The 22732-nt window shown below is 44.3% G+C and carries 17 protein-coding genes and 3 pseudogenes; 19 read left to right on the forward strand and 1 reads right to left on the reverse strand.

Translation table 11 applies throughout. The features are described from left to right. Window positions 1-36 precede the first annotated feature (36 nt). From MKY52_RS28290 to MKY52_RS28315, 6 genes and pseudogenes are all read left to right on the forward strand, one after another. Window positions 37-990, forward strand: coding sequence for an ABC transporter permease (locus tag MKY52_RS28290; protein ID WP_042188470.1), 954 nt, complete (start codon window positions 37-39; stop codon window positions 988-990). A 12-nt stretch (window positions 991-1002) separates the two neighbouring features. After that, window positions 1003-1878 (forward strand): carbohydrate ABC transporter permease, encoded by an 876-nt coding sequence (locus MKY52_RS28295; RefSeq protein ID WP_341055123.1) that lies wholly within the window; start codon window positions 1003-1005, stop codon window positions 1876-1878. Window positions 1879-1899: 21 nt separating this feature from the next. Further along, the gene (locus MKY52_RS28300) at window positions 1900-3030 is read left to right on the forward strand and encodes a glycoside hydrolase family 88 protein (protein ID WP_445671040.1); all 1131 of its coding nucleotides are present in this window, start codon (window positions 1900-1902) and stop codon (window positions 3028-3030) included. A gap of 142 nt (window positions 3031-3172) precedes the next feature. After that, the gene (locus tag MKY52_RS28305) at window positions 3173-5467 is read left to right on the forward strand and encodes a chondroitinase-B domain-containing protein (protein ID WP_341055125.1); all 2295 of its coding nucleotides are present in this window, start codon (window positions 3173-3175) and stop codon (window positions 5465-5467) included. Window positions 5468-5627: 160 nt separating this feature from the next. After that, window positions 5628-6644 (forward strand): glycoside hydrolase family protein, encoded by a 1017-nt coding sequence (locus MKY52_RS28310; RefSeq protein ID WP_341055127.1) that lies wholly within the window; start codon window positions 5628-5630, stop codon window positions 6642-6644. 10 nt (window positions 6645-6654) lie between these two features. Beyond that, window positions 6655-6857, forward strand: a pseudogene (locus MKY52_RS28315) (hypothetical protein); the annotation flags it as partial. A 155-nt stretch (window positions 6858-7012) separates the two neighbouring features. Here the strand turns inward: MKY52_RS28315 and MKY52_RS28320 are convergent. Then, window positions 7013-7333, reverse strand: a pseudogene (locus MKY52_RS28320) (IS3 family transposase); the annotation flags it as partial. 606 nt (window positions 7334-7939) lie between these two features. On the opposite strand from MKY52_RS28320, the gene MKY52_RS28325 reads away from it, so the two are divergent. The 13 genes and pseudogenes from MKY52_RS28325 (at window position 7940) to MKY52_RS28385 (ending at window position 22500) form a co-directional block, all read left to right on the forward strand. Further along, on the forward strand, window positions 7940-9019 hold the full coding sequence (locus MKY52_RS28325) for a DUF418 domain-containing protein (protein ID WP_341055129.1): 1080 nt from the start codon (window positions 7940-7942) through the stop codon (window positions 9017-9019). 7 nt (window positions 9020-9026) lie between these two features. Then, on the forward strand, window positions 9027-9290 hold the full coding sequence (locus MKY52_RS28330; RefSeq protein WP_341055131.1) for a hypothetical protein: 264 nt from the start codon (window positions 9027-9029) through the stop codon (window positions 9288-9290). Between the two features lie 86 nt (window positions 9291-9376). Next, window positions 9377-9556: pseudogene (locus tag MKY52_RS28335) on the forward strand (MFS transporter); the annotation flags it as partial. A gap of 329 nt (window positions 9557-9885) precedes the next feature. Further along, window positions 9886-12087, forward strand: a complete 2202-nt coding sequence (locus MKY52_RS28340; protein WP_341055133.1) for a M1 family metallopeptidase — start codon at window positions 9886-9888, stop codon at window positions 12085-12087. Window positions 12088-12497: 410 nt separating this feature from the next. Then, complete coding sequence (locus MKY52_RS28345; RefSeq protein WP_076283655.1) at window positions 12498-12893, forward strand: BlaI/MecI/CopY family transcriptional regulator; 396 nt, start codon at window positions 12498-12500, stop codon at window positions 12891-12893. Between the two features lie 409 nt (window positions 12894-13302). Further along, the gene (locus MKY52_RS28350) at window positions 13303-14034 is read left to right on the forward strand and encodes a hypothetical protein (RefSeq protein WP_341055135.1); all 732 of its coding nucleotides are present in this window, start codon (window positions 13303-13305) and stop codon (window positions 14032-14034) included. 75 nt (window positions 14035-14109) lie between these two features. After that, complete coding sequence (locus tag MKY52_RS28355) at window positions 14110-14523, forward strand: BlaI/MecI/CopY family transcriptional regulator (protein WP_341055136.1); 414 nt, start codon at window positions 14110-14112, stop codon at window positions 14521-14523. Continuing rightward, window positions 14520-16391, forward strand: a complete 1872-nt coding sequence (locus MKY52_RS28360) for a M56 family metallopeptidase (protein WP_341055138.1) — start codon at window positions 14520-14522, stop codon at window positions 16389-16391. Before MKY52_RS28355 ends, MKY52_RS28360 begins: the two co-directional genes overlap by 4 nt. Window positions 16392-16856: 465 nt before the next feature. Continuing rightward, window positions 16857-17435 (forward strand): TetR/AcrR family transcriptional regulator, encoded by a 579-nt coding sequence (locus MKY52_RS28365; RefSeq protein ID WP_076298628.1) that lies wholly within the window; start codon window positions 16857-16859, stop codon window positions 17433-17435. 239 nt (window positions 17436-17674) lie between these two features. Next, window positions 17675-18373, forward strand: a complete 699-nt coding sequence (locus MKY52_RS28370; protein WP_076298629.1) for an SDR family oxidoreductase — start codon at window positions 17675-17677, stop codon at window positions 18371-18373. Between the two features lie 43 nt (window positions 18374-18416). Continuing rightward, on the forward strand, window positions 18417-19499 hold the full coding sequence (locus MKY52_RS28375; protein WP_149647789.1) for an alkene reductase: 1083 nt from the start codon (window positions 18417-18419) through the stop codon (window positions 19497-19499). A gap of 80 nt (window positions 19500-19579) precedes the next feature. Then, entirely contained in the window at window positions 19580-20578 is a 999-nt protein-coding gene (locus MKY52_RS28380; RefSeq protein ID WP_341055140.1) for an NADP-dependent oxidoreductase, read from the forward strand. A gap of 1091 nt (window positions 20579-21669) precedes the next feature. After that, the gene (locus tag MKY52_RS28385; RefSeq protein WP_341055141.1) at window positions 21670-22500 is read left to right on the forward strand and encodes a hypothetical protein; all 831 of its coding nucleotides are present in this window, start codon (window positions 21670-21672) and stop codon (window positions 22498-22500) included. Window positions 22501-22732: the final 232 nt, after the last annotated feature.

A 22732-nucleotide genomic window follows, 5' to 3' on the forward strand; every position in this document is an offset into this window, starting at 1 on the left:
GCCGATAATGCTGGATTTGGATAGGAGGAGTAGGAGATGGCTCAATTGAAGCTGGGACGCAGCAAAGTCACGCATGCCGGTCGTCTGCCGCTTAATATTGCGAAAGACATGGTTAAGAACAAGTATTTGTACATGATGCTTACTCCTGTTTTGTTATATTTCATTATTTTTCATTATTTCCCGATGTACGGTTCGATTATTGCGTTCAAGGATTTTAACCCCCGGCTTGGAATCGGGGGCAGCGCGTGGGTAGGACTTGAGCATTTCAAAGACTTTTTTGGCGGGATGTATTTTTGGCGGGTGTTAAAAAACACTCTGATGATTAGCTTGTACGATCTCATTTTCGGTTTTCCCGCTCCGCTTATTCTCGCCTTGTTGCTTAATGAGGTGAAAAATGCACTGTTCAAACGTTCGGTTCAGACGATTACTTATTTGCCGCATTTTATTTCACTTGTCATTATTTGCGGCATGATCAAGGATTTTACGAGCAGTGACGGAGTCATTAACGATATTATCGCATTTTTCGGTGGTGAGCGGGTTACGATGCTGCTGGAGCCGTCTTTTTTCCGGACAATCTTCGTTTCGTCGAATATATGGCAGCATATAGGCTGGGGTACAATTATTTATTTGGCCGCGCTGTCTGCGATCGATCTCGAGCAATATGAAGCTTGCAAGATCGACGGGGGTGGACGCTGGAAGCAGATGCTACATATTACCCTACCCGGTCTGCTTCCCGTTTTCGTTATATTGCTCATCTTGAACATTGGCCGAATTATGAGCGTTGGCTTCGAGAAAGTTATTCTGTTGTACAACCCGACCACTTATGTGACAGGGGATGTCATTTCCTCTTATGTGTACCGGATCGGGCTTCAAGATTTTCAATTCAGTTTCAGCTCCGCTGTCGGATTGTTCAACTCCGTGATTAACTTCGCGCTTGTTATCGGCTCCAACTGGATAAGCCGGAAGTTGAACAATACGGGTTTGTGGTAGAGGAGGGTTCGCATGCGAGTAAGCTTGGGTGAACATATATTCCGGGTTTGCAATACGCTGTTTTTGTCCGCGCTCATGATTGTAACAGTGTACCCAATTCTATACGTGACATTTGCTTCATTCAGCGAACCAGCGCTGATGATGGCGCATAAGGGCATTCTTTGGAAGCCGCTGGGCTTCTCGCTTGAAACATATGAGGCGGTATTCAGCAACCCGATGATCCTGCTCGGCTACCGCAACACATTATTTATTGTCATTGTAGGCGTGGCTCTCAATTTGCTGCTTACTTCTTTTGCCGCATACGCCTTGTCCAGAAAAACATTGCAATATCGCAAACAGCTTACGTTGTTTATCGTATTTACCATGTTTTTCAGCGGTGGATTAATTCCGTTCTACTTGCTGGTCAGAGGGTTGGGCATTACGGACACACTGTGGGCGCTGATCCTGCCTACCGCAATAAGCGCATTTAACCTCATTATCATGCGAACATCGTTCGAGGCAGTGCCGGATGCGCTAGAAGAGTCGGCCAAGATCGACGGCGCCAACGACTTTGGCATTCTGTTCCGCATCTTCCTGCCGCTATGCAAGCCCGTGCTTGCAGTGGTAGGCCTGTATTACGGAGTAAGCCACTGGAACTCCTGGTTTAACGCCATGATCTTCCTTCAGGATCGGTCGCTGTATCCGTTGCAGTTGATCCTGCGAGAAATTTTGATTATTGGCGAGGCAAACTCCATGGCGGAAGGAGCCTCCCAGGATGAGATCATCATATTGGGCGAGACATTGAAATACGCCACGATTATGGTAGCAACCCTTCCGATTTTTCTGGTCTATCCGCTATTGCAAAAATATTTTGTGAAAGGCGCCTTGATCGGTGCCATTAAAGGTTAGGAGAAAGGGTGGAATTCAGAGATGAGCAATGAAAATGTGAAACTGAAACCATCCGAGCTGACGGCTTGGTGGGATAAAGTGAAGATTAAAGTTGATCATATGATCGAAGCGGGCTGGACAGAAGCGCCACATGTTTCGGCGGCGGGCAAATATGACCAGATCAAAGTGGATCAGTGGATTTCAGGCTTCTGGCCGGGCATTCTGTGGATTCTGTACGATATGACCGGCGAGCAACGTTATCGGGAGGAGGCGGAGCCTTGGGACGAACGCTTGGAGCAATGTTACTTGCGGGACAACCATTTCCACCACGATGTTGGCTTTCAGTTCCTGCCGACATCGGTTATCCGCTACAAGCTGACCGGCGACCCGAACGCTCGGCGGCGCGGCCTGTTCGCCGCCAACTATCTGGCGGGCAGGTACAACTCGGCAGGACAGTTCATTCGAGCCTGGCCCCGCAACCAGACGGGTTGGTCGATCATCGATTCGATGATGAATTTGCCGCTTCTGTTCTGGGCGAGTGAAGAAAGCGATGATCCGCGCTTCAAGCATATTGCGGTTGCCCATGCAGATATGGTGCTTCGCTCATTCATCCGAGGCGACGGCTCGGTGCATCATATCGTTATCTTCGATCCGGAGACGGGCGAAGTGGAGCGTTATGACGGCGGACAGGGCTTCGCGCCGCAATCGTCCTGGTCGCGGGGCCAAGCTTGGGCGCTCTACGGGATGAGCTGCGCTTACCGCTATACGGGAGAAGCGCGTTACTTGAATGCGGCGAAGGGTGTGGCGCATTATTTCATCAGCGCGTTGGCGGAAGACGATGTGCCGCATTGGGATTTCCGTGCGGCGACCGACTTGACGGACGAGCCGCGCGACACCTCAGCGGCGAGCTGCGCAGCATCTGGCTTGATCGATATCGCGTCGCAGGTGGCTCCTGAGGAAGCCGCTTTATATCAGCGCGCGGCCACGCGCATTCTTCGCTCGCTGTCGAACAACTACAGTACGCTCGACAAGCCGGAGTATGAAGGCATCCTGCTCGGCGCAACCGGTCATAAGCCAGTCAATACCAACATCAACGTATCGCTGATTTACGGCGATTACTATTATATTGAAGCTTTGGCGAAGAGCAAAGGCTGGAGCCAGCATGTTTTTTAAGCGGAATCATAGGCCGTAATCACGAAGCCGGGAGGACAGGAAGCTCCTCCCGGCTTCCGTATTCTTGAGAGGAGGTGCCAGACGGAACGAAGGGAATAATTCAATAACCATCATTTCATAATGGAAAGGATGAAAATGAATTATGGGAACCAAAAGTATGACGTGCATTATTTTGATCTGTATGCTGGTTGCGTTAATACCAGGAACGGCGAGGGCGGCTGATACGAAGTTCACAATTGGCAGCTCCAACGTGACGGCGAGCGGAGATGACGGCAACGTTCCAGCCAACACGGTGGACGGCGATTTCTTAACACGGTGGTCGGCGAATGGCGACGAGCAATGGATCCAGTACGATTTGGGCGTAAATCGCAAATTGTCTTTCATCAAAATTGCATTTCTGAATGGGTCAAGCCGCACTTCTACTTTTGATATTTTGACGTCTACGGACGGTTCCACCTTTACGACCGTCAGCAGCGGAGTTGTGAGCAGCCTTGTGGAAGGTCTGCAAACGTTCGATTTTACGGATGTCGATTCTACCCGCTATGTGAGGATCGTTGGGCACGGCAATTCCTCCAACCTGTGGAACAGCTATTCTGAAGTTGAACTCTACGGCACCGCGAGCGGATCTCCGCCAGGCGCAAGCAAGCTGGCAATTACCGTGCCACAACTTATGGCCAGCGGAGATGACGGCAATATCGTCGCGTATACAATCGACGGCGATCTTAACACACGCTGGTCAGCGAGTGGTGAAGGGGAGTGGGTCCAATACGACCTTGGATCGAGCAAGCGTGTGGAATACGTGAAGATCGCCTTCACCAACGGGGCGGAGCGAACTTTCGCTTTTGATATCCAGACTTCATATGATGGCTACAACTTCAGTACAGTGCTTTCGGGAGCGGTCAGCAGTCTGAGCAACAGCTTGCAGACGTTTGATTTTGCCGATGTTGCCCCCGTCCGCTACGTTCGTATTGTTGGCCATGGCAACTCGCTGAACGCCTTGAACAGCTTTGCCGAGGTCGAAATTTATGGTAGTGATTCAAGCGGCAGCGGTAGCGAAGGGACGGTCGTCGAAGTTAGCACTTCCACGCAGTTGGCTGCCGAGCTTGCAACCGCTACGGCGGGTAAAACGATTGTGTTGGCAAACGGCACGTATTCGCGTACAAGCCCGTTTGCTGTTCAGAACAAAAACGGCACTGCCAACGCGCCAATCGTCATTAAAGCGAAAAACCGCGGTCAGGCTATCATCTCGGGAGCGTCAGGCTTCCGCGTCGAGAACTCCTCGCATGTGGTGCTGGACGGATTAAAGTTTACGAACACAAGCAATGGCGCAGTGGTGTTGGAAGGCTCGCACCATGCGCGACTGACCCGTAATACGTTTGCGCTTCCCAGCTCGGGGAGCGGCCTGATGTGGCTGCAAGTGCGGGGCACGAACAGCCATCATAACCGCATCGACCGGAACGACTTCGGACTGAAGAGCGACACCGAACCGCTGATCGCTTACGAAGGACAGGATGGCTCAGGGCAAATTTCGCAATACGATATTATCGAATACAACTATTTCCATGATGTAGGCCCATGGGTTGCTAACGGCAAAGAGACAATTCGTCTCGGCTTGTCGGGTCTTACGCTCTCCCACGGCTATAATACGATACAATACAATGTATTTCAGAATTGCGATGGAGAGCCGGAAATCATATCGGTCAAGAGCAGCAGCAATTCGGTGCGCTTCAATACATTCCGCACGTCCAAGGGCAGCCTGACGCTGCGGCATGGCCATAACAACAGCGTATATGGTAACTTCTTCCTCGGGGACGGTGTGGAGTCGGATCAGGAAGGCATCCGGATGTTCGGCAATGACCATAAGATTTATAACAACTACTTTGAGAATTTGACTGGCGAAGCAATCTACTTGCCTAACGGAGACTTTGACGGCGGTACTGGAGGCTCCCCTCCAAATCCGACGGTCGAACAATTGCGCAAACAATGGAAAGTTTACCGGGCGCTTATCGTCAACAATACGATTGTAAACAGCAAAACCGGTATCGTCATCGGCTCGGGCAAAGCGTATGCTCCGCAGGATTCCGTCGTGGCGAACAATATCGTATACAACAGCACCGGCACGCTTTATTACGAGGCGGCGACAACGAATACGCTGTTCCAAGGTAACATCGGGTTTGGCAGCACTATTAGCAACATATCGCGCAGCTTGGAGCAGATCCGAAATATCAATCCGCTGCTGACTGCGGTGAACGGCATTCAGAAACTGTCCGCGAGCAGCCCGGCAATTGCTGCAGCTGTGGGGACATACGCGTTCGTGCTGGCTGATATGGACGGTCAAATGCGGGCGACAGCAGATGTGGGGGCGGACGAATATTCCGGCGCGCCTCTACTGAATCGCCCGCTAGCGGCCGACGATGTGGGGCTGAATACGCCTTAGGATCGATATATGTGCAAGCGTGCCGGCGGTTAGTTCGCCGGCATGACTATGTCGATCCATTGATGTATGGAGCAGTCCTGTTATTCACTTCATTCGGAAGGATGGGAGACCATGTTTCACAGTAATTATGGAGCAGCGGGAAAAAACGAGGTGACTGCACATGCATACTAGCACAATGTTGCCTGCTCCGCGTGGCGGCGGCTTCCGTATGGAAGGTTATTGGGTATGGTGCGGTTCCGTCGTGCAGGGCGAGGACGGCAAATTCCATATGTTTGCCTCGCGCTGGCCGAAGACACTGCCGATGCATCCCGGCTGGATGACGGCTTCAGAGATTGTCAGGGCAGACTCGGATACCCCCGAGGGACCGTACCGATTCTGCGAGGTGGCGCTTCCAGCGAGGGGAGCGGAATATTGGGACGGACGCTGCACACACAACCCCCATATCGTCAAGCACAACAACAAATATTTGCTTTATTATACGGGTTCGACCCATCCTCTAAGCGATCCAGAGCCGCCCGGGAATTTCGGGTTAACCGATCCTCAATGCATCGTGGCGCGGGCGAACAAACGGATAGGTCTGGCTATAGCGGACAGCGTTTTGGGCCCGTGGCGCAGAGCGGATGAACCGATATTGCCAACACGTCCCGGCCGATTCGATAGCTTTCTAACCTCCAATCCGGCTCCGTGTGTCAGGGAGGACGGTTCCGTGCTGCTGATCTACAAGGCACGTCACTACGAAGGCAACCTGCATGGCGGCATGACGATTGGCGTTGCGTATGCGGATCACTACGAGGGGCTGTACCGGGTGCTGAGTGACGAGCCGGTGTTTCCTCCAGAGTCGTTCCATATCGAAGACCCTTTCATCTGGCAAACAAACGAAGGATACAATTTGATCGCCAAAGATATGGAAGGGCATCTATGCGGAGAAAAATACGGCGGCATCTACGCCAAGTCGCCGGACGGACTGAATTGGAGCTTGCATGGGCAGCCGCAAGGCTATTCCCGGACGGTGCGTTGGGATGACGGTACGGTGCAGACGCTGGGCAATCTGGAGCGGCCGTTCCTGTTGTTCCAGAACGGCAAGCCGACTCATTTGTTCGCGGCCGTCTCGGACGGCAGTGATGGTTTTAAGGACGCTTCCGATACGTGGAACATGGTTATACCTTTGAAGCAATGATTCACTGGGGCTGTTGCAGATTATGAACCGGCTTGTGGACAAGGGCAATACAGTTATCGTTATCGAGCATAACCTTGACGTCATCAGTCAGGCGGATTGGATTACCGACATGGGGCCTGATGGCGGCAGTAGGGGTGGCCAAATTATATTTGAGGCGAACCTATACATTTCATTTAAGCGAAACATTCTTTAACAGGCAAATATTTAAAATAATCATGGCTTTTCTGATTGAATCAGACTGTTCAAGCACTAAACACTTGATATGATAGTCCGACTTAAGTAAGAATATCAAATCAGATTAAAAATTGTTTTAAACCTCCTAGCCACCTTGCGTACTAAAATGAAGAGACCCCTTAAAGTTAGACAGGTTATTTAATTAGGCAACTTGTTGGGCCTGAGTTCGGTACTGAACTCAGGCCTTTTAATTTTGTTTTAATTCGCTTGTTGTAATAATCGATGTAATTTAATAGCTCTTGTTTAAAATGTGCGATACTTTCGAATTCCTTTAAATATAGAAATTCAGATTTCATGATGCCAAAAAAGTTCTCGATGACGGCATTGTCGTAGCAGTTACCTTTACGGGACATACTTTGCTTGATGCCGCGTTCTTCGAGAGCATGACGATACTGTTTCATCTGATTGTGCCAGCCTTGGTCAGAATGAATAAGAGGTTTATCTTCATCTGATAATCTATCACGATAACTTAGACTATATTTTAAATAACATCTTACGGTTAATAGGATGATCTCTGCTTCAAAACGCTTCCATTTAGACAAATCTAAGTCTGTTTCCAAAATAATTGCCCCATCCCTTAACTTCAGTTCAATCATCATTAATTTGAGCTATGCACCACAACTCCGCTGCATCGTGCTTGTGATCTAGAGGCGTCCTGCATGCCTGTTGTTCAATATAGAAAATGCAGGAAAATTGAACATACTTCATGAAATTTTGAAAAAAACAATTGACCTTAGGTCAGACCTAGGGTTTATTGTTTAGGTATTCCAAGCCGCATTCCTTAGGAGTGACGCTAACCGGATGCTTCACAGGCATTTTGGGTTCTTCGTTCTGAACCATTGAAGTCTATACTTATAGAGGTGCTTTATTTTGGTATATTAGTTTTATCGGATTAGGATCTCACTCAGTTCACAATGGGAAAAGCTGCTGCTATCTATTGAGCGATATTCTTGAATATCGTAATCGCCGTGAAACTTTTGGTGGTTATTGCCTGGGTTGTAAAAACAGATGATTCAATCGTCACGTCATAAAGCGAAATGGATTAAGGGAGAGGATGCGGCATGAGTCAAGCGAAAGAGCGGATAACTGCCTTTGATTTTGCAAGAGCATTGGCGATCTTCGGCATGGTAATGGTGAACTATAAGCTAGCGATGCAGGCAGAGAGTGGCGGACCTGCATGGTTGCAAGCGATAGCGGGCCTTTTTGAGGGGAGAGCATCCGCCTTGTTTGTCGTGTTGGCTGGTATTGGGGTGGCATTAATGACCTCGAAAGCCCGTAACTCAATGACCTGGGAACTCATTCCTCAAATCCGGAACAGCTTGTACAAGAGAGCTGCTTTTCTGTTTATATCTGGCGTGCTTTTATTGCTAATAGGCTGGAGTGCCGATATTTTGCATTATTATGCGGTATTTATGCTTGTAGCTGCAGTCTTGATCACCGTATCCGATAATATAATACTAGTTTTGTTTTCGATAATCCTGATAGCATCGCAGTTGTTTTTAGTCGTATTCGATTACAGCAAGGGATGGGACTCGAGTTTTAAGGAATACATGGGCTTTTGGACGATAGAAGGGTTTACTCGCAATCTGTTATTTAACGGATTTCATCCCATTTTTCCTTGGCTGAGCTTCTTCCTCATCGGCATGTGGATTGGCAGGAAGCGTTGGCTGAATAAGGAAAACCGTTCGAAATTACTAGTATATTCGTTGTCAGGAACGGTTGTTTTTGAATCGATTTCTTTCTTCTTGGTTAAATGGACCTCCCCAATACTGAGTAAAGAAGCAGCAACTTATCTTTTTGGAACAAAACCGATGCCGCCCACAATGCTGTATGTTTTCTCTGGCATTTGTTCAGCTGTCGCCATCATTGCGATCTGTCTTTATGTGGTCGATAAATTTGAAAATTCCCTTCTGACACAGGCGATGATCCATACAGGACAGTTATCGTTAACCCATTATATCGGGCACGTAGTGATCGGAATTGGTTTTCTTATGACAGTGGGTTATTTGGAAAACGGAAGTCTTTCTTTTGCAATGGCATACGGAACCGTTTATTTCATTATCTCTATTATCTTTTCGAGTCTGTGGAGAAAGTGGATGAAAAGAGGTCCGATTGAGCTGATCATGAGAAAATGGTGCTGAGTGGTGTATGGTCCGGGGAAACCACCGATGGCCGGGTTATGGCGGTCCTGATGCGATGGCCGATAAGGTAAGCCTTTATCAACGACAAGACCTGTCTGAGAAGATCATTCGCCGAAAATTGAATGAAGCGGGAGTCACTCTGCATGGCGGAGATTCTCTTTTTTATTTTTCAGAAGCCGATGAGAACGTCTTGCTGCAAGAAAACCTGAAAGGAGACTTTCACAGGTTAACCGAGCAAGATAAGGCTGCTTACTCTGAGTTCGAATCCTAGCATATATGGAAGCTGAATTATTCCAAATTGTCATTGCGTACCTTTTCCCGTTCCTTTAAATATAGCAGTTCAAATCGATCATCATTTTGTTTATAGAGTTCCGTGTCAGTGAGGCTAAAAGCATTACGTTGGGAGCTTCCATTGGTGATTGGTTTATCTCTTAATGGGGGATACATCAGCTCATATGGAGTGGAATCATATTCGCTTTGCTTGCTTTCATGTTGATTATGATAAAAATTAAAGTTTTTAGTTCAAGAGCCACATAAGACCCTTTTTCGAAGCTCAACAGGCGCTACTATATCGGCAGCCTGTTGGGCTAGATGTATTGTCAAGCCAAGTGCGGGAGCGGACCTTCTTGAACGCTGTTTTATCGATTTACCCACTCATCCATGGGCTGTTTTCTATTCTCTCAACAGTCGTGTTAGTGGAATACACTTGTGCAGAGTATCTGTTTTAAAAAACTATAAGTGATTCCTTTTTAAGGTTAATGTAAGGTTCCTTTAAAACTCGTGTAAAGTAAGAGCTTTATACTAGTCTTTGTACATACTCGAAGATCTACGATCATGATTAGGAACTTATCATTAGGAGGAGCAACATGAATAAACTTAAACATTGGAATACTAAACTACCGAAGTGCATGATTGCCGGCAGTCTTGTTGTCGCATTAAGTACAGGCCCTGTTTTCGGGACGGGATTAGCGATGGCGGCGAAACCAACGATTCAGAACGATTCGTTGCTAGAAGTCGATGCGGCTGTTCATCAGCTTGCGCGCTATCAAGTAGACGCAAGGCTTGATGAGAAGAAGATGACAATTCACGGTACAGAAACTGTGACCTATCGAAACAACACGAAGGATACACTGGACAATATTGTATTTCACACCTTTGCAGATGCAAACCGTTCAAAGGAAACACAGTCGGGTATGTTCGAAAATACAAATGAACGAATGGCAAAGGAAAATCCGGATAAGAAACCTGAAGATTTCCTGGGCGGCATAGACATCAACAATGTGAAGTCGTTAGGTCAACCCTTGAAGTTCGATAATACGAATCAGGCACTTAAGGTTGCATTGGGACAAGCATTGCAGCCCGGGCAATCTATCACACTAGAACTTGAATTCGACGTAAAAATTCCTTATGGCTCACAGCGGTTGTCCCATTACAAGAATATCATCAATGGCGCTCATTGGTTCCCTGTGCTTTCTGTCTATAACCCTGCAGATCATACGTGGGACAAAACTCCTTACAGCACTACATTTGAATCCGATTATTATGATTCTGCGGATTATCAGGTAACCATGAATGTACCCGCCGATTACCAGATTTCCATGCCTGGAACACTGACCGTACAGGATGCCGAAGCAGGCCGCAAGGTGGTAACGGCCACTGCGAATAATACGAGAGAATTTGTCTTCTTCACGAGTCCGGATTTTAAAGTAGAAAGTGTTACACGAGATGGTCTGACCATACAATACTATTACTTTGATAATCAGAAAGACAAAAAACAGATTATCGATCAATATATTGATCAAGCGTTTAAAGTCATTAACTTCTTCAGCGAAAAATATGGTAAATATCCTTATCCGGAGTTCAGAATTGTTGAATCGTACGTTGAAGGGATCGCTGTTGAATTTTCGCGAATGATTCAGATGGGCATGATCGCGGGTCAGCCAGATATTTCAAACCATTCAGCATTTGTCCATGAAATTGCGCATCAATGGTTCCACGCATTAATTGGAAATAATTCCGAGAAGGAATCATTTCTAGATGAAGGATTTGCCGATTTCTCTATGGTATATTTCTATGAGAAACAAGGAAATCCGTTAAATGGATTCAAGGTGATTCAATTCGATGAAGTATCGTTAGATAGTCCGCTTGATGCGACCAATGATAAGGTTGGCGATTCTCCCGACGCCATTTTTTATAAAAAAGGCCGTCAAGCCATCTATGAGTTGTATCGTACGCTTGGCGAAGAGAAGTTTGATGAGTTGATGCAGACATATTTTGACCAGTATGTATACAAAAATGCGACGATCGAAGGACTGCTTCAGGTTGTTGAGAACAAAGCGGGCAAAAAGATCAGAGATGATTGGGAAGCGGATTTACGCCAGCCCAATTATTCGTTGAAGTCTGAATATCGTCTAACAGCGGACGAGGAAGCCGCTTATATGAACGAGCAATTTAAATCAATATACCATTCGGTGTTTGTGCAGTTTCCAGAGGTTCCGTCTGAGACGATGAGCCGAATTATCGATAAAACGTTGCAGGGCGAGCCGCTAACGATTATCTTGAGCGACCGTTTGACATCGGACAAAGCAACAAAACAACAGGATCAACTGCTCAACCAGTTTCAAGGCTTCTTCCAAATAGCAGGAATAAAGCCAACGATTATAACGGAACGTCAAGTATTAAAAAACAAGCTTAAGAAGGAGCTAGGGGACAGTAATATCATTGTCATCGGCAAACCGGATGCGAATGGGTTTGTACAAGCCTTGAAGTCCGGCATCATCAAGCGTGCTGATACAGTCGGTTTTAAATGGCAGGAAATCATGAATAAGTCTAATCAATCCGGAGCCTACATTATCAAACATCCGTATAACCAGAATCGTCTCATGTTGCATTATTTTTGGACAGGGGACCAATTGAGTAATCAGACGGAAGATCCATTTATGGCTAAAGCATTGGAATCATTGAATTTTTCAAACCATTTCTATCAATATTATGTTCTGAATAACACAGGTAAGAGCAGCAGCGAACAAAAGATCGAAAATCCGTATGCGAAACTATTTGCAGAATAATAAATCATAGGGCAATCTTATTCCCGAGGGAGTTCCATCCGCACAGCAGGTGAAAATCTGAAAAACAAACGTTTGTACTGTTTTCGGGAATTAACTTTCAAGGATCATTTCGTGTGTTCCATGGCAGCCAAAACGTAGCGAACTTGGATAATTTCAAGAACACCGGTTAATTTGGGCTTGCTCAAAGTTAACCGGTGTTCTTTTTTATTTTTACGAGCTTTAAAATTGGAGAAAATTCTGTGACTTTTAATTGACACTAAACATAAAGGAATATGTTGAGCAAGAGAATGGAGAAGAGGAGGCTATGTTTTAGAATGAAACACAATGCAGGTTGACAAGATCAGACCACAATTGTACTATTTAAGTGTGACTACAGATGTAGTTATAACTTGATTTTGGAGGGTTTAGGCATGACAAAAATACCACCCATCACGGATGCGGAGCTCGAGGTGATGCGCGTATTGTGGGCCAGTCCGAATTGTCCTTCCAGCCAGGTCGTCAAGCAATTGGCGGAACAAGTGGGGTGGAGCCCGAATACGACAAGGACGCTCCTGAACCGTCTAGTGCAGAAAGAAGCGGCGGGAACAACACAGGAAGAGGGATCCAAACGGAACTTTTTGTTCTATCCACTCATCAGTGAACAAGAATATTTGAAGTCGGAGACTAAATCGTTCATGAAGAAACTGTATGGCGGCGCCTTGAAGCCCATGCTCGCTAATTTTTTGCAGGATAAGAAGCTGAACGAGAAAGAAATTGATGACTTGAAAGCTTTGTTTGACGAGAGTCGCAACAACGATGATCGATAAGAAAATTGATTAAAGGTAGAACCATTCAGCCTAACGTCGAACCGCCGCGTAAATCGCGGTTTTTTTATTAGTATAATTTCACAAAATTACCCAGCATACAATTGAGACGATGCAACACCCCCTAAATAAAAACTAATCTATGTGAAGACCGGCATCGCCGATTTAATCTTCCATGACCTAGGACTGCTTTCAACGCCAGGTACGCCGGAACCGGAACCTTGGGGTGGAAAAAACAGCAATAACGAATCCATCGTACGATCAAACTGCTCTCCGGAGGAGTTTTTTTATTTCATGGATACTCGAAAAGGATCCGATAAAATAGTGTTGACAATTTATAACTACAACTGTAGTATTAAATTATAACTACAAGTGTAGTTTTAAAAAAAGATCAAAGGAAGGAGTTTTCCACATGAAAGCAGCATCAAAATTAGCCATCGCAACCCTCAGCAGTGTTCTACTATTGGGTTCATCGATGAACCTTGTGGTAGACGCGGCTTCTTCCAAGTCAGCCCAGAAGTCGACGGCTAAAAAAGCAGCCGACCTAGCTCCAACGGCAGCGGAAAAAAAGGTGGTTGACGCAGAAATTAAGAGAGTGAAGGATTTGACCGCCAAGACTGGAGATACCTACGTCATGTATTATAAGTACAAGGCACTCAACAGCGGACTTGATCTTAACTACTGGGGGCTGACGAAGGAATACTTTTCCTTTGAAGAATATCTCCAGAAAGCATCAACCTTAAAAGGCGTTGTCTTGCAAAAGCCCTCCAACCTGCCAGAAGGTTACACTTTCTCCAAAGCGAGAATCGGAGGACCCTTGGGAGGCAAGTTCATCGATGATTTAAGAGCCGAAGGGAAGAAGAGCGGCAAACCGGTCTACACGAAAAAAATGGACTGGAAAGAAGCAGACGATATTCGCCTGGAATACACGAACGGGGAAGATACGCTTGCGATTACGAAGTTTGTGGTGGATGCGAAGGAAGGGAAGAAGAAAGGTTATTTTGACGATAACCTTCCGGCAAACATTTTCCCAAAATACATTTATTGGCAAGATGGCGGCAAATTCGGATACAGCCTTTCAACTTCATCCGATATCACCCGAGAACAGAAGATTGAAATTCTAAAAGCAGCGGTCAAGAAGTGATAGGTTGCCTCGAGCATGCGCAGCAGTTCGTCCATCCTATGCATTCTGCGCAAGTTAGATTTGGAGGTTATATATATGAACCGAATACCATCCATAACGGATGCAGAGCTCGAAATTGTGCGGGTATTGTGGCTAAATCCAGATTGCTATTCTAGTGAAGTTGTTCAACAAATGACGGATCGAATGGGCTGGAGCCCGAATACGACCCGAACGCTTCTTAGCCGACTGGTACAGAAGGAAGCGGCGGGCGTGAAGCTGGTGCAGAGTTCGAGGCGTATGCAATTATTTTATCCTCGGTTCAGCGAGCAAGAATATCAGCGCTCCGAGACTACTTCCTTCATGGAGAAGATGTATGGTGGTTCCATTATGCCGATGTTGGCTAATTTCCTCCAAGATAAGAAGCTGAATACGCAAGAAATTGAGGATTTGAAGACGTTATTCGACAATAACGGTAGAATTGGGGAACTAGAAAAGAGAGAATCTGAATGAGTACAAGCTTATACGAAACTGTCGTGTCATTCTTCGGCTGGGTGATCCAGGGATCGTTCATGGCAGGCATTCTGGTCATGCTGATCTTGATTCTGCAATTCTTATTCAATAACAAACTGGAAGCCAGATGGAGATATTTGCTCTGGATACCCGTGGCGATCCGCTTGCTGCTTCCTTGGGCACCAGAGTCTTCTCTTAGCCTTTATAATGTATTGTCTCTGGAATCCTTCATGCCTGGCATTCACCAGCAAATGCAAGATCCATCGATAAGTGCAAGCGAGACAGGAGAACTAGTAAAGGGTTCCGTGGCGGAGAAACATGGAATTGTCGTTGGGATAACGGAATTAACCGCAACCACGGATACATCGGGAAGCAAGCCGGAGAGCCATTTCTTGTGGAATGAAATTACATCCATGGGCTTTGTTCCAGTCTTGGTACTGATCTGGCTTACGGGTGTACTGCTTCTCGTCGCGAAAACCATATACGATCAGCTGCGATTGCAACATGCCCTGCGCGCTGGTAGCCGTATAGAAACGCCTTTGTTATTGGCCTTGTTCCATGATACACGGCAGCAGCTCGGCGTGAAGCGCAAAGTTGAATTTTTTTCCAGCGAGCGTATTCCCGGTCCGGCCGTCGTTGGGTTTTGTAAGCCGACAGTCGTCATCTCTCCAAGTCTACTGATGTCGCTGCATGAAGGACAGCTTCAGTATATTTTGGCGCATGAATTCGCTCATGTCCGTCGCAGGGATGTAGCCGTGAATTGGATCATGCACTTGATTTTGATTCTTCATTGGTTCAACCCACTTGTATGGCTTGCAGTGAACAGAGCGCGACAAGATCAAGAGATGGCCTGTGATGCCTTCGTGCTGGATCGGATGAGACCACAGCAAAATAATGCGTATGGGCAGACGATCATCCAAGTGTTGGAACATTTCTCGGGAGATCATCGCCTGCCGGGACTTGCCGGCCTCTCTGCGACACATAAACAAATGAAAAGGAGACTTATCATGATCAAACAATTTAATAAAAAATCATATCGCCTTTCTATCTTAGGGATGACAATCATTCTCGCGCTTGGCAGCGTGACGCTGGTCAATGCCAAGGAAAAAGATGATGGGAACGCAACGTTAGCTGTTTCGGTACAATCAGAAGCTGGGGATCGTCAATTAGATATCACCTACCCTGAGGAATTCAATGGCTCTAAGGTAGACCGTGCGTTGTATAAGCAAGAAATGGATAAAATGAATAAACTAGCGGCGGATGCAGCTAAGGCACTTCCTGCAGAGGATAAAAAATATATCGACGATGAAATCAATCGCGTGAAGGAATTGGTTAAAGAGACGGGTGACACGTATGTCATCTACCATAAATATAAAGCGTTGAACAGCGGACTTAATCTTAGCTATTGGGGGCTGACGAAGGAATATGCTTCCTTTGATGAATATCATCAGAAAGCATCAACCTTAAAAGGCGCTATCTTGCAAGATCCTTCCAACCTGCCAGAAGGCTACACTTTCTCCAAAGCGAGAATCGGAGGACCCTTGGGAGGCAAGTTCATCGATGATTTGAGAGCTGAAGGGAAGAAGAGCGGCAAACCGGTCTTCACGAAAAAAATGGACTGGAAAGAAGCAGACGATATTCGCCTGGAATACACGAACGGGAAAGATACGCTTGCGATTACGAAGTATACTGTGGACGCCGATGGAAGCAAGAATAATGGATTTTTTGACGATGATTTACCGGCAAATGTTTTCCCAAAATACGTTTTTTGGCAAGATGGCGGTAAATTTGGATATAGCATTTCAACCTCATCGGATCTATCACGACAAGAGAAGATCGAAATTCTGAAAGCTGCAATTAAAAAATAATATCTCAAGGCAGGCGCCCATATCACCCTAGAACTAGGGTCGATATGGGTTTTTTATGTTGGAACAATTGATATAAGTGAATGATTATCTTAGTAAATTGCTTATCATATAAAACGTGAGGTGAGTGATGGACAGTGGACGGCAACACTGTGGTTTGCTTCGATGGATGAAGTTACGAACTATTACTGTCCAATGACACAAAAGTGCCTAAATTGTGGTTTATTGACTTAAAGTTACCTAAATAGTCGCGCTATGATGATTTATGCAATAAGAAATGTCCTTTGTGAAAAGTCTAAGATAATTAAAAAGGACAGGGAAGGGATCCGCTCGGAGGTAAGTCACCACAGACCAGTCGGAAGGAGTAAGGAAGAAAGCTAAGAGATCACATCGTTAACTGTGATTAGAAAATCTATTCTTTACTGATCGTTCTCAATATGTTACATTTACTATTAGGGAGGGAATCGAATGGCAAGAAGCAAAGAATTCGAAGAGAACGAAGTATTAGATAAGGCGATGAAGCTTTTTTGGGAACAGGGTTACGAGAAGACATCTTTGACAGATCTTGTAGAGCATATGGGAGTTCATCGAAGAAGTTTATATGACACATTTGGCGACAAGCATACGCTGTTTTTGAAAGCCATGGACCGTTTTCGCGATAAAGTGAATGCTGAGCTTACGAGGGAAGTTAAACGTTCCAAGACTGCAACTGAGGCACTTCAGCTTATCTTTAGTTTCATAATAAATGGTGAAGAAGATTCGCCCTCAGGCTGTTTGATGGTGAATTCAGCGGTGGAATTAGCAATGCGCGATGCCAATGTGGATTTGAAGTCCACTGAATCGTTCACATTATCAGAGAAGCTGCTCAAAGATATTATTCTGTGGGGGCAGCAGGATGAAGAATTTAGCTTGGATTACAATGCCGACGATCTAGCGGAACATCTGCATTCTGTTTGTGTGGGGTTAAGGGTAATGACAAGGACCTCCGTGCCTAAAGAAAAATTACATCGAATAGCCGATTTATCAATTAAACTTTTACATAAGTAATTATTATTTAAATATAATTGCTTATGCATATTCTAGAATGATTGTTCTCATAACTGAGTGTTGTCTCGTTTATAGATCTCTTTAAACGATCCTTCTTGTATATTTTTTAGAATGATCGTTCTCAAAATATGTTTCTTTCCTTGCTTTAGTTTTCTTTCATGAATGATCTATTCTTGTGTACATTTTAGAATGATCATTCCCATATAGTAGTTAATAGATGAATAAAAGGAGTAAATAAAATGATAATTTCTGAACAAGTGGCATTTGTAACTGGAGCAAACCGAGGTTTTGGCCGCCATCTCACCCTTGAACTTCTATCCAGAGGGGCTAAGGTTTATGCAGGTGCAAGAAATCCGGAAACCATTGATATTCCAGGCGTTATACCTGTAAAGCTTGATATTACCAACACTCAAGAAGTTGAAGCAGCTGCTATCCTCGCTAAGGACGTTACGCTATTAATCAACAATGCAGGATCATCTACTGGCGCTTCTTTGCTGGAAGGTGATGTGGACAAAATACAGTTGGAGTTTGATACGCACTTCTTCGGTACGCTATACATGGTTCGTGCTTTTGCACCGATCATTGAGAAAAACGGGGGAGGATCGGTTTTAAATATTCTTTCCGCATTATCTTGGTTTAGTTCCGGAACTGCGGGTGCTTATACAGCCGCGAAGGCTGCAGCATGGGCATTGACGAACGATTTACGTATAAACTTGTATCCACATAATGTGAGAGTAGCAGGATTACATGTTGGCTTTATGGAGACAGACATGACATCCAGCTTAGAAGTTCCCAAAGTAAGCCCTGCAGATATCGCAAAAATAGCTATTGATGGCATAGAATCTGGCAGTTTTGAAATTATTGCTGATGATAACAGCCGAATGATACAAGGTGGACTTGCAGGTGGCGTTCCTGCACTGTACCCTCATCTTTCTTAATAACAATTTCATTTCTAACTTAATTTATAGAGGAGACTACAAAATGAACAAATTGTGGAGTAATACGAAAATTGGAAATATGGAATTACCTCATCGATTAGCAATGGCACCTATGACACGTAGTAGAGCACAAAAGGACGGCACACCGGGAGAACTAAGCTCCCTTTATTATGCTCAGAGAGCATCAATGGGATTAATTATTAGTGAAGGTACACAACCTTCTGATGATGGACAAGGTTATTTAAATTCACCTGGCATCTATACTGAAAAGCAAATAGAAGGTTGGAAAAAGGTTACCGATGCATTACATGAAGCAGGGGGCTTTATGTATATACAATTAATGCATGTGGGCCGTATATCGCACCCCGACAATACTCCGCATCATCGACAAGCAGTTGCACCTTCAGCGATCGCACCTGGTGTAGAAATGTTTACTGATAAAGGAATGCAGGAAATACCCGTTCCACGAGAGCTAAGCGAAGAAGATATTCAAAATACTATTGCAGACTTTCGAAAAGCAGCTGCAGCAGCTATTAAAGCAGGTGCTGATGGGGTTGAAATTCATGGAGCCAACGGTTATCTAATTAATCAATTTATTGGTGAAAATTCTAATAAACGAATCGATAAATACGGTGGATCTGTGGAGAATCGTGCTCGTTTTGCAATCGAAGTAACAAAAGCAGTAGTTGAAGAAATTGGAGCAGAAAGAACCGGTTTCCGTATTTCACCAGGAACACCTCTTGGTGGGATTGATGAAGGCGCACAAGGACCAGAGGTTTATCGCCATCTTGTAAAAGAATTAGCTAAGTATAATTTAGCATACCTCCATGTTATGCATTTAGGGAATGAAATACTGCTCCGTGAAATTCGTTCAATTTGGTCAAATCCATTATTGGTCAATCGAGCAGGGCGGGCACTTGAAGATATTAGTGTAGATATTGATAGTGGTACTGCTGATGTGGTGCCAGTCGGTATCTGGTCTTTAGCTAATCCGGATTTTGTGGAACGTCTAAAAAAAGGAACACCTTTAAATGAAGTTGATCCTAAAACATTATACGCTGGTAACGGAAGCTTAGGTTATACAGACTACCCTATAATGGAAGAATTAAAAGCTCAACAGCAATAAGAATAAGTGAAACCACAAATGGCGTACAACTGAAAATTGTACGCCATAAGATTTGCAAATGGAAAGGAAGCTGGCACAACATGAGAGCTGCTCAAATACAGAAATACTCAAAAGAAATTCATTTGGAAATAAACAATGTTAAAATACCGAAAATCCATAATCGTGAGGTACTCGTTAAAGTAGAAGCTGCAGGTGTAAATCCTTTAGATATTCTTATTTTAAATGGCAGTATCCGAATGATTGCTGATTATGATTTCCCATTAACATTAGGCAATGAACTTTCTGGTGTTATAGAAGCATGTGGTAAAGATGTTGTTGATTTTCAGGTTGGTAACCGAGTTTATACGAGGTTGCCGGTGAATAAAATAGGAGCTTTCGCTGAATATGTGGCGGTCAAAGATGAAGCTATATTTAAAATGCCTAAAAATCTATCCTTTATTGAAGCAGCTGCGGTCCCACTTACTGCTTTAACAGCTTATCAAGCATTGAAAGAAGTGCTCAACGCTCAGCCTAATGCAAAACTATTTATTCCTGGCGGAACTGGCGGATTCGGTGCTATGGCAATCCCTATTGCTAAAGCAATGGGGTTATACGTTATTACAAGTGGCAGTGAAAGAGGTCGATCACGTGTACTGTCGATTGGAGCAGATGAATTTATAAATTATAAGGAGGAAAACTATGCTGAGGTTCTATCCAATATAGATTATGTTATAGACACCTTGGGTACAAACGAAATAAAAAGGGAACTTGATATTTTAAAACCTCAAGGAAAATTAGTATCATTGAAGGCTTTACCAAATTATCGCTTTGCCGTTGAAAATAATCTTCCAATGTGGAAAAAAATGTTGTTTGCTTTAGTAGGTGCACGTTTAGACCGTTTAGCAGCAAGAGATAAAAAAGAATATCACTTTTTATTTGTGCAAGCCAATGGAAGACAGCTACAAGAGATTACTAGCCTTATTGAAAATGACAATATTAAACCTTCAATTGATTCTACTTACAAATTTGATGATATTAATAAAGCGTTACAACAAGTTTCTACTGGTCACTCACAAGGCAAAGTTATTGTAACTTTCTAAGGGAGAGAGCGAATCTAGTCGACTGTCTGTGACCGAGAAGATGACTACTTCGTTTCACTCTGCATACGGTTTGATGAACGACTGAGACGTGCTTGGTAGTTTGCTCAGCAGCTACCTCGTCCATTTCAAGAGATGGCGGATTCGAATGGGAGAGAACAAAACAAGGTTACCCAGCGAATTGGATCCCAATCAGCCACAACCTTTACTAGACGAGAGTACGGCTCGGACCCTAAAATCTAGCGTGTAACGGTTCGTAAAAAATTCCATCGAGGGATTGACTCGTACTTGTATCTCGAAGATAAATTGACTGAATTAGAACAACATTAAAGAACCGCTACATAAGAGAATATCCATTTTGAAGATGTCATCGGAATACTTATTTCTGAAATACTAATAATTAAAAGCAATGCTAAGAAGAAATGCGTGATATGTTAAATAGGGTTTTTCCTGGCAAAATCGTGATTTATTAATATCGAAGGCTATTACCTAATGGAGATAGTCTTTTTACATTGAGGAAAATTTTATTTTTTTGAAGATCAATTTTTTGTTATCATTATAGGGAGGGTGACATTTATATTTATGTAGGTAACTTTTTGTCATTGTATGTCAGAAGACAAGAACATAGTCCCATAAGAGCCCGCGCCCAGCGCTGATTTTCTGATTTATGGGACCAAGTTCTTATCCTTTACTCAGGACAAGAACTTGGTCCCATTGCCGAAAATGGACAAGAACATGTTACTATTGCCGATTTGATTATCTAATGTATGTCTTACACCGACTTGACGCAGGCCACAGGTGTCGAATGCTCGCCTATACTCGCGTTCGGAAACAAGGAAGCGTTTGGAATCTGCTGGCGGACGGCATTTGTGTGAGTGATCAGAATAGACCCGGACGTAAAACCATTCCTTTGTAAAGGTGGTGCCCCGAAACGGGAAGCAAACCCAAAAAACATAGGACAATTATTCCTGCTAAGTTATATAATATAAGAGGAAAGTAATATGCTGCTTTTGCTACCTGCGACCTATTCATGAAATGTCTTAGCAAAATTGGTAGATGCTTTACTATTAATAATTAAGCGGGGAGAAGGCTATATGAAACGAAAGAGTTGGATTTATTCGCTAATGCTAGCAATTATAGTATCGGTTGTATTCGGGGTTGGCAGTATTTATGCGGCTGCACGGAACATCACCGACATTGTCAAAGTGACCAAACCTGCTGAGATAAAAGTTGGGGAGTGGAAATCATACGAAATAGCCATCACTGACTGGACCGATGCAGACGTTACGGAACATGACTTCACTCCAATCTCTTCAGATGAGAATGTTGTCAAGGTCGTACGAAAAACGCAATGGGTTTCTGAACTTCATGCAATAAATAAAGGGAATGCTACCTTAACTGTCAATATTGGAGAAAAGTTTGAACCTTATGTATTCACTGTTCAAGTGGTGGATGATTATACAGTCATTCCTGAACCAACTAAGCCGGTAGTTATAAAGGAACCTACACACGAAGAAATTATGTTACAGGATCTTGAAGATTACATTGAGCAGTTGCAGCCATTAGGAAGCTATGAAAAGAAAGCCATAACTACGTTAAATCAAAATAGTTTCCTGAACGATTCAACAAGAAAAACAATCTTTCTTACTTTAAACAATACTGTATTGCCCAATTATACTAAATTTGTATCCGGGTTGAAAAACCTCAAAGCTAATAATGTAGAGTTGAAAGAAATACATACCTCCTATCTGGCAGGAGCAAAACTCCAGTTGGAAGGGTTCACTATAATGCGGGACAGCTTGAGGACGACCAAAATAAATTGGTCCAAATTCAATGCAGGTGAAAAGAAGGTGGCAGAAGGAATTAAGCAATTGAACAAATCCGAAATGCTTCTTGACAAGTATGCAATTAAATATGTCAAATAAATAAAATAATAAACAGAACCCTTAAAGTGCTTTAAGGGTTCTGTTTATTATTTTTGAGGGGCTTGTGCCAAATATATAGACCATTAAGGCATGCCGGCAGGGAGCTGGGGCACGAATGCTTCAAGAATGTAGATTATGTCTTAAAGATAAAGTTCTTATAAATTCTCACATCAGCACAAAGCTAACTTCAAAATGGCTTTTAAATACCAAGAGGTTAAAGGTAAGAGCGCTG

This window comes from Paenibacillus sp. FSL P4-0184 (assembly GCF_038004625.1).
Taxonomy (GTDB): Bacteria; Bacillota; Bacilli; order Paenibacillales; family Paenibacillaceae; genus Paenibacillus_AQ.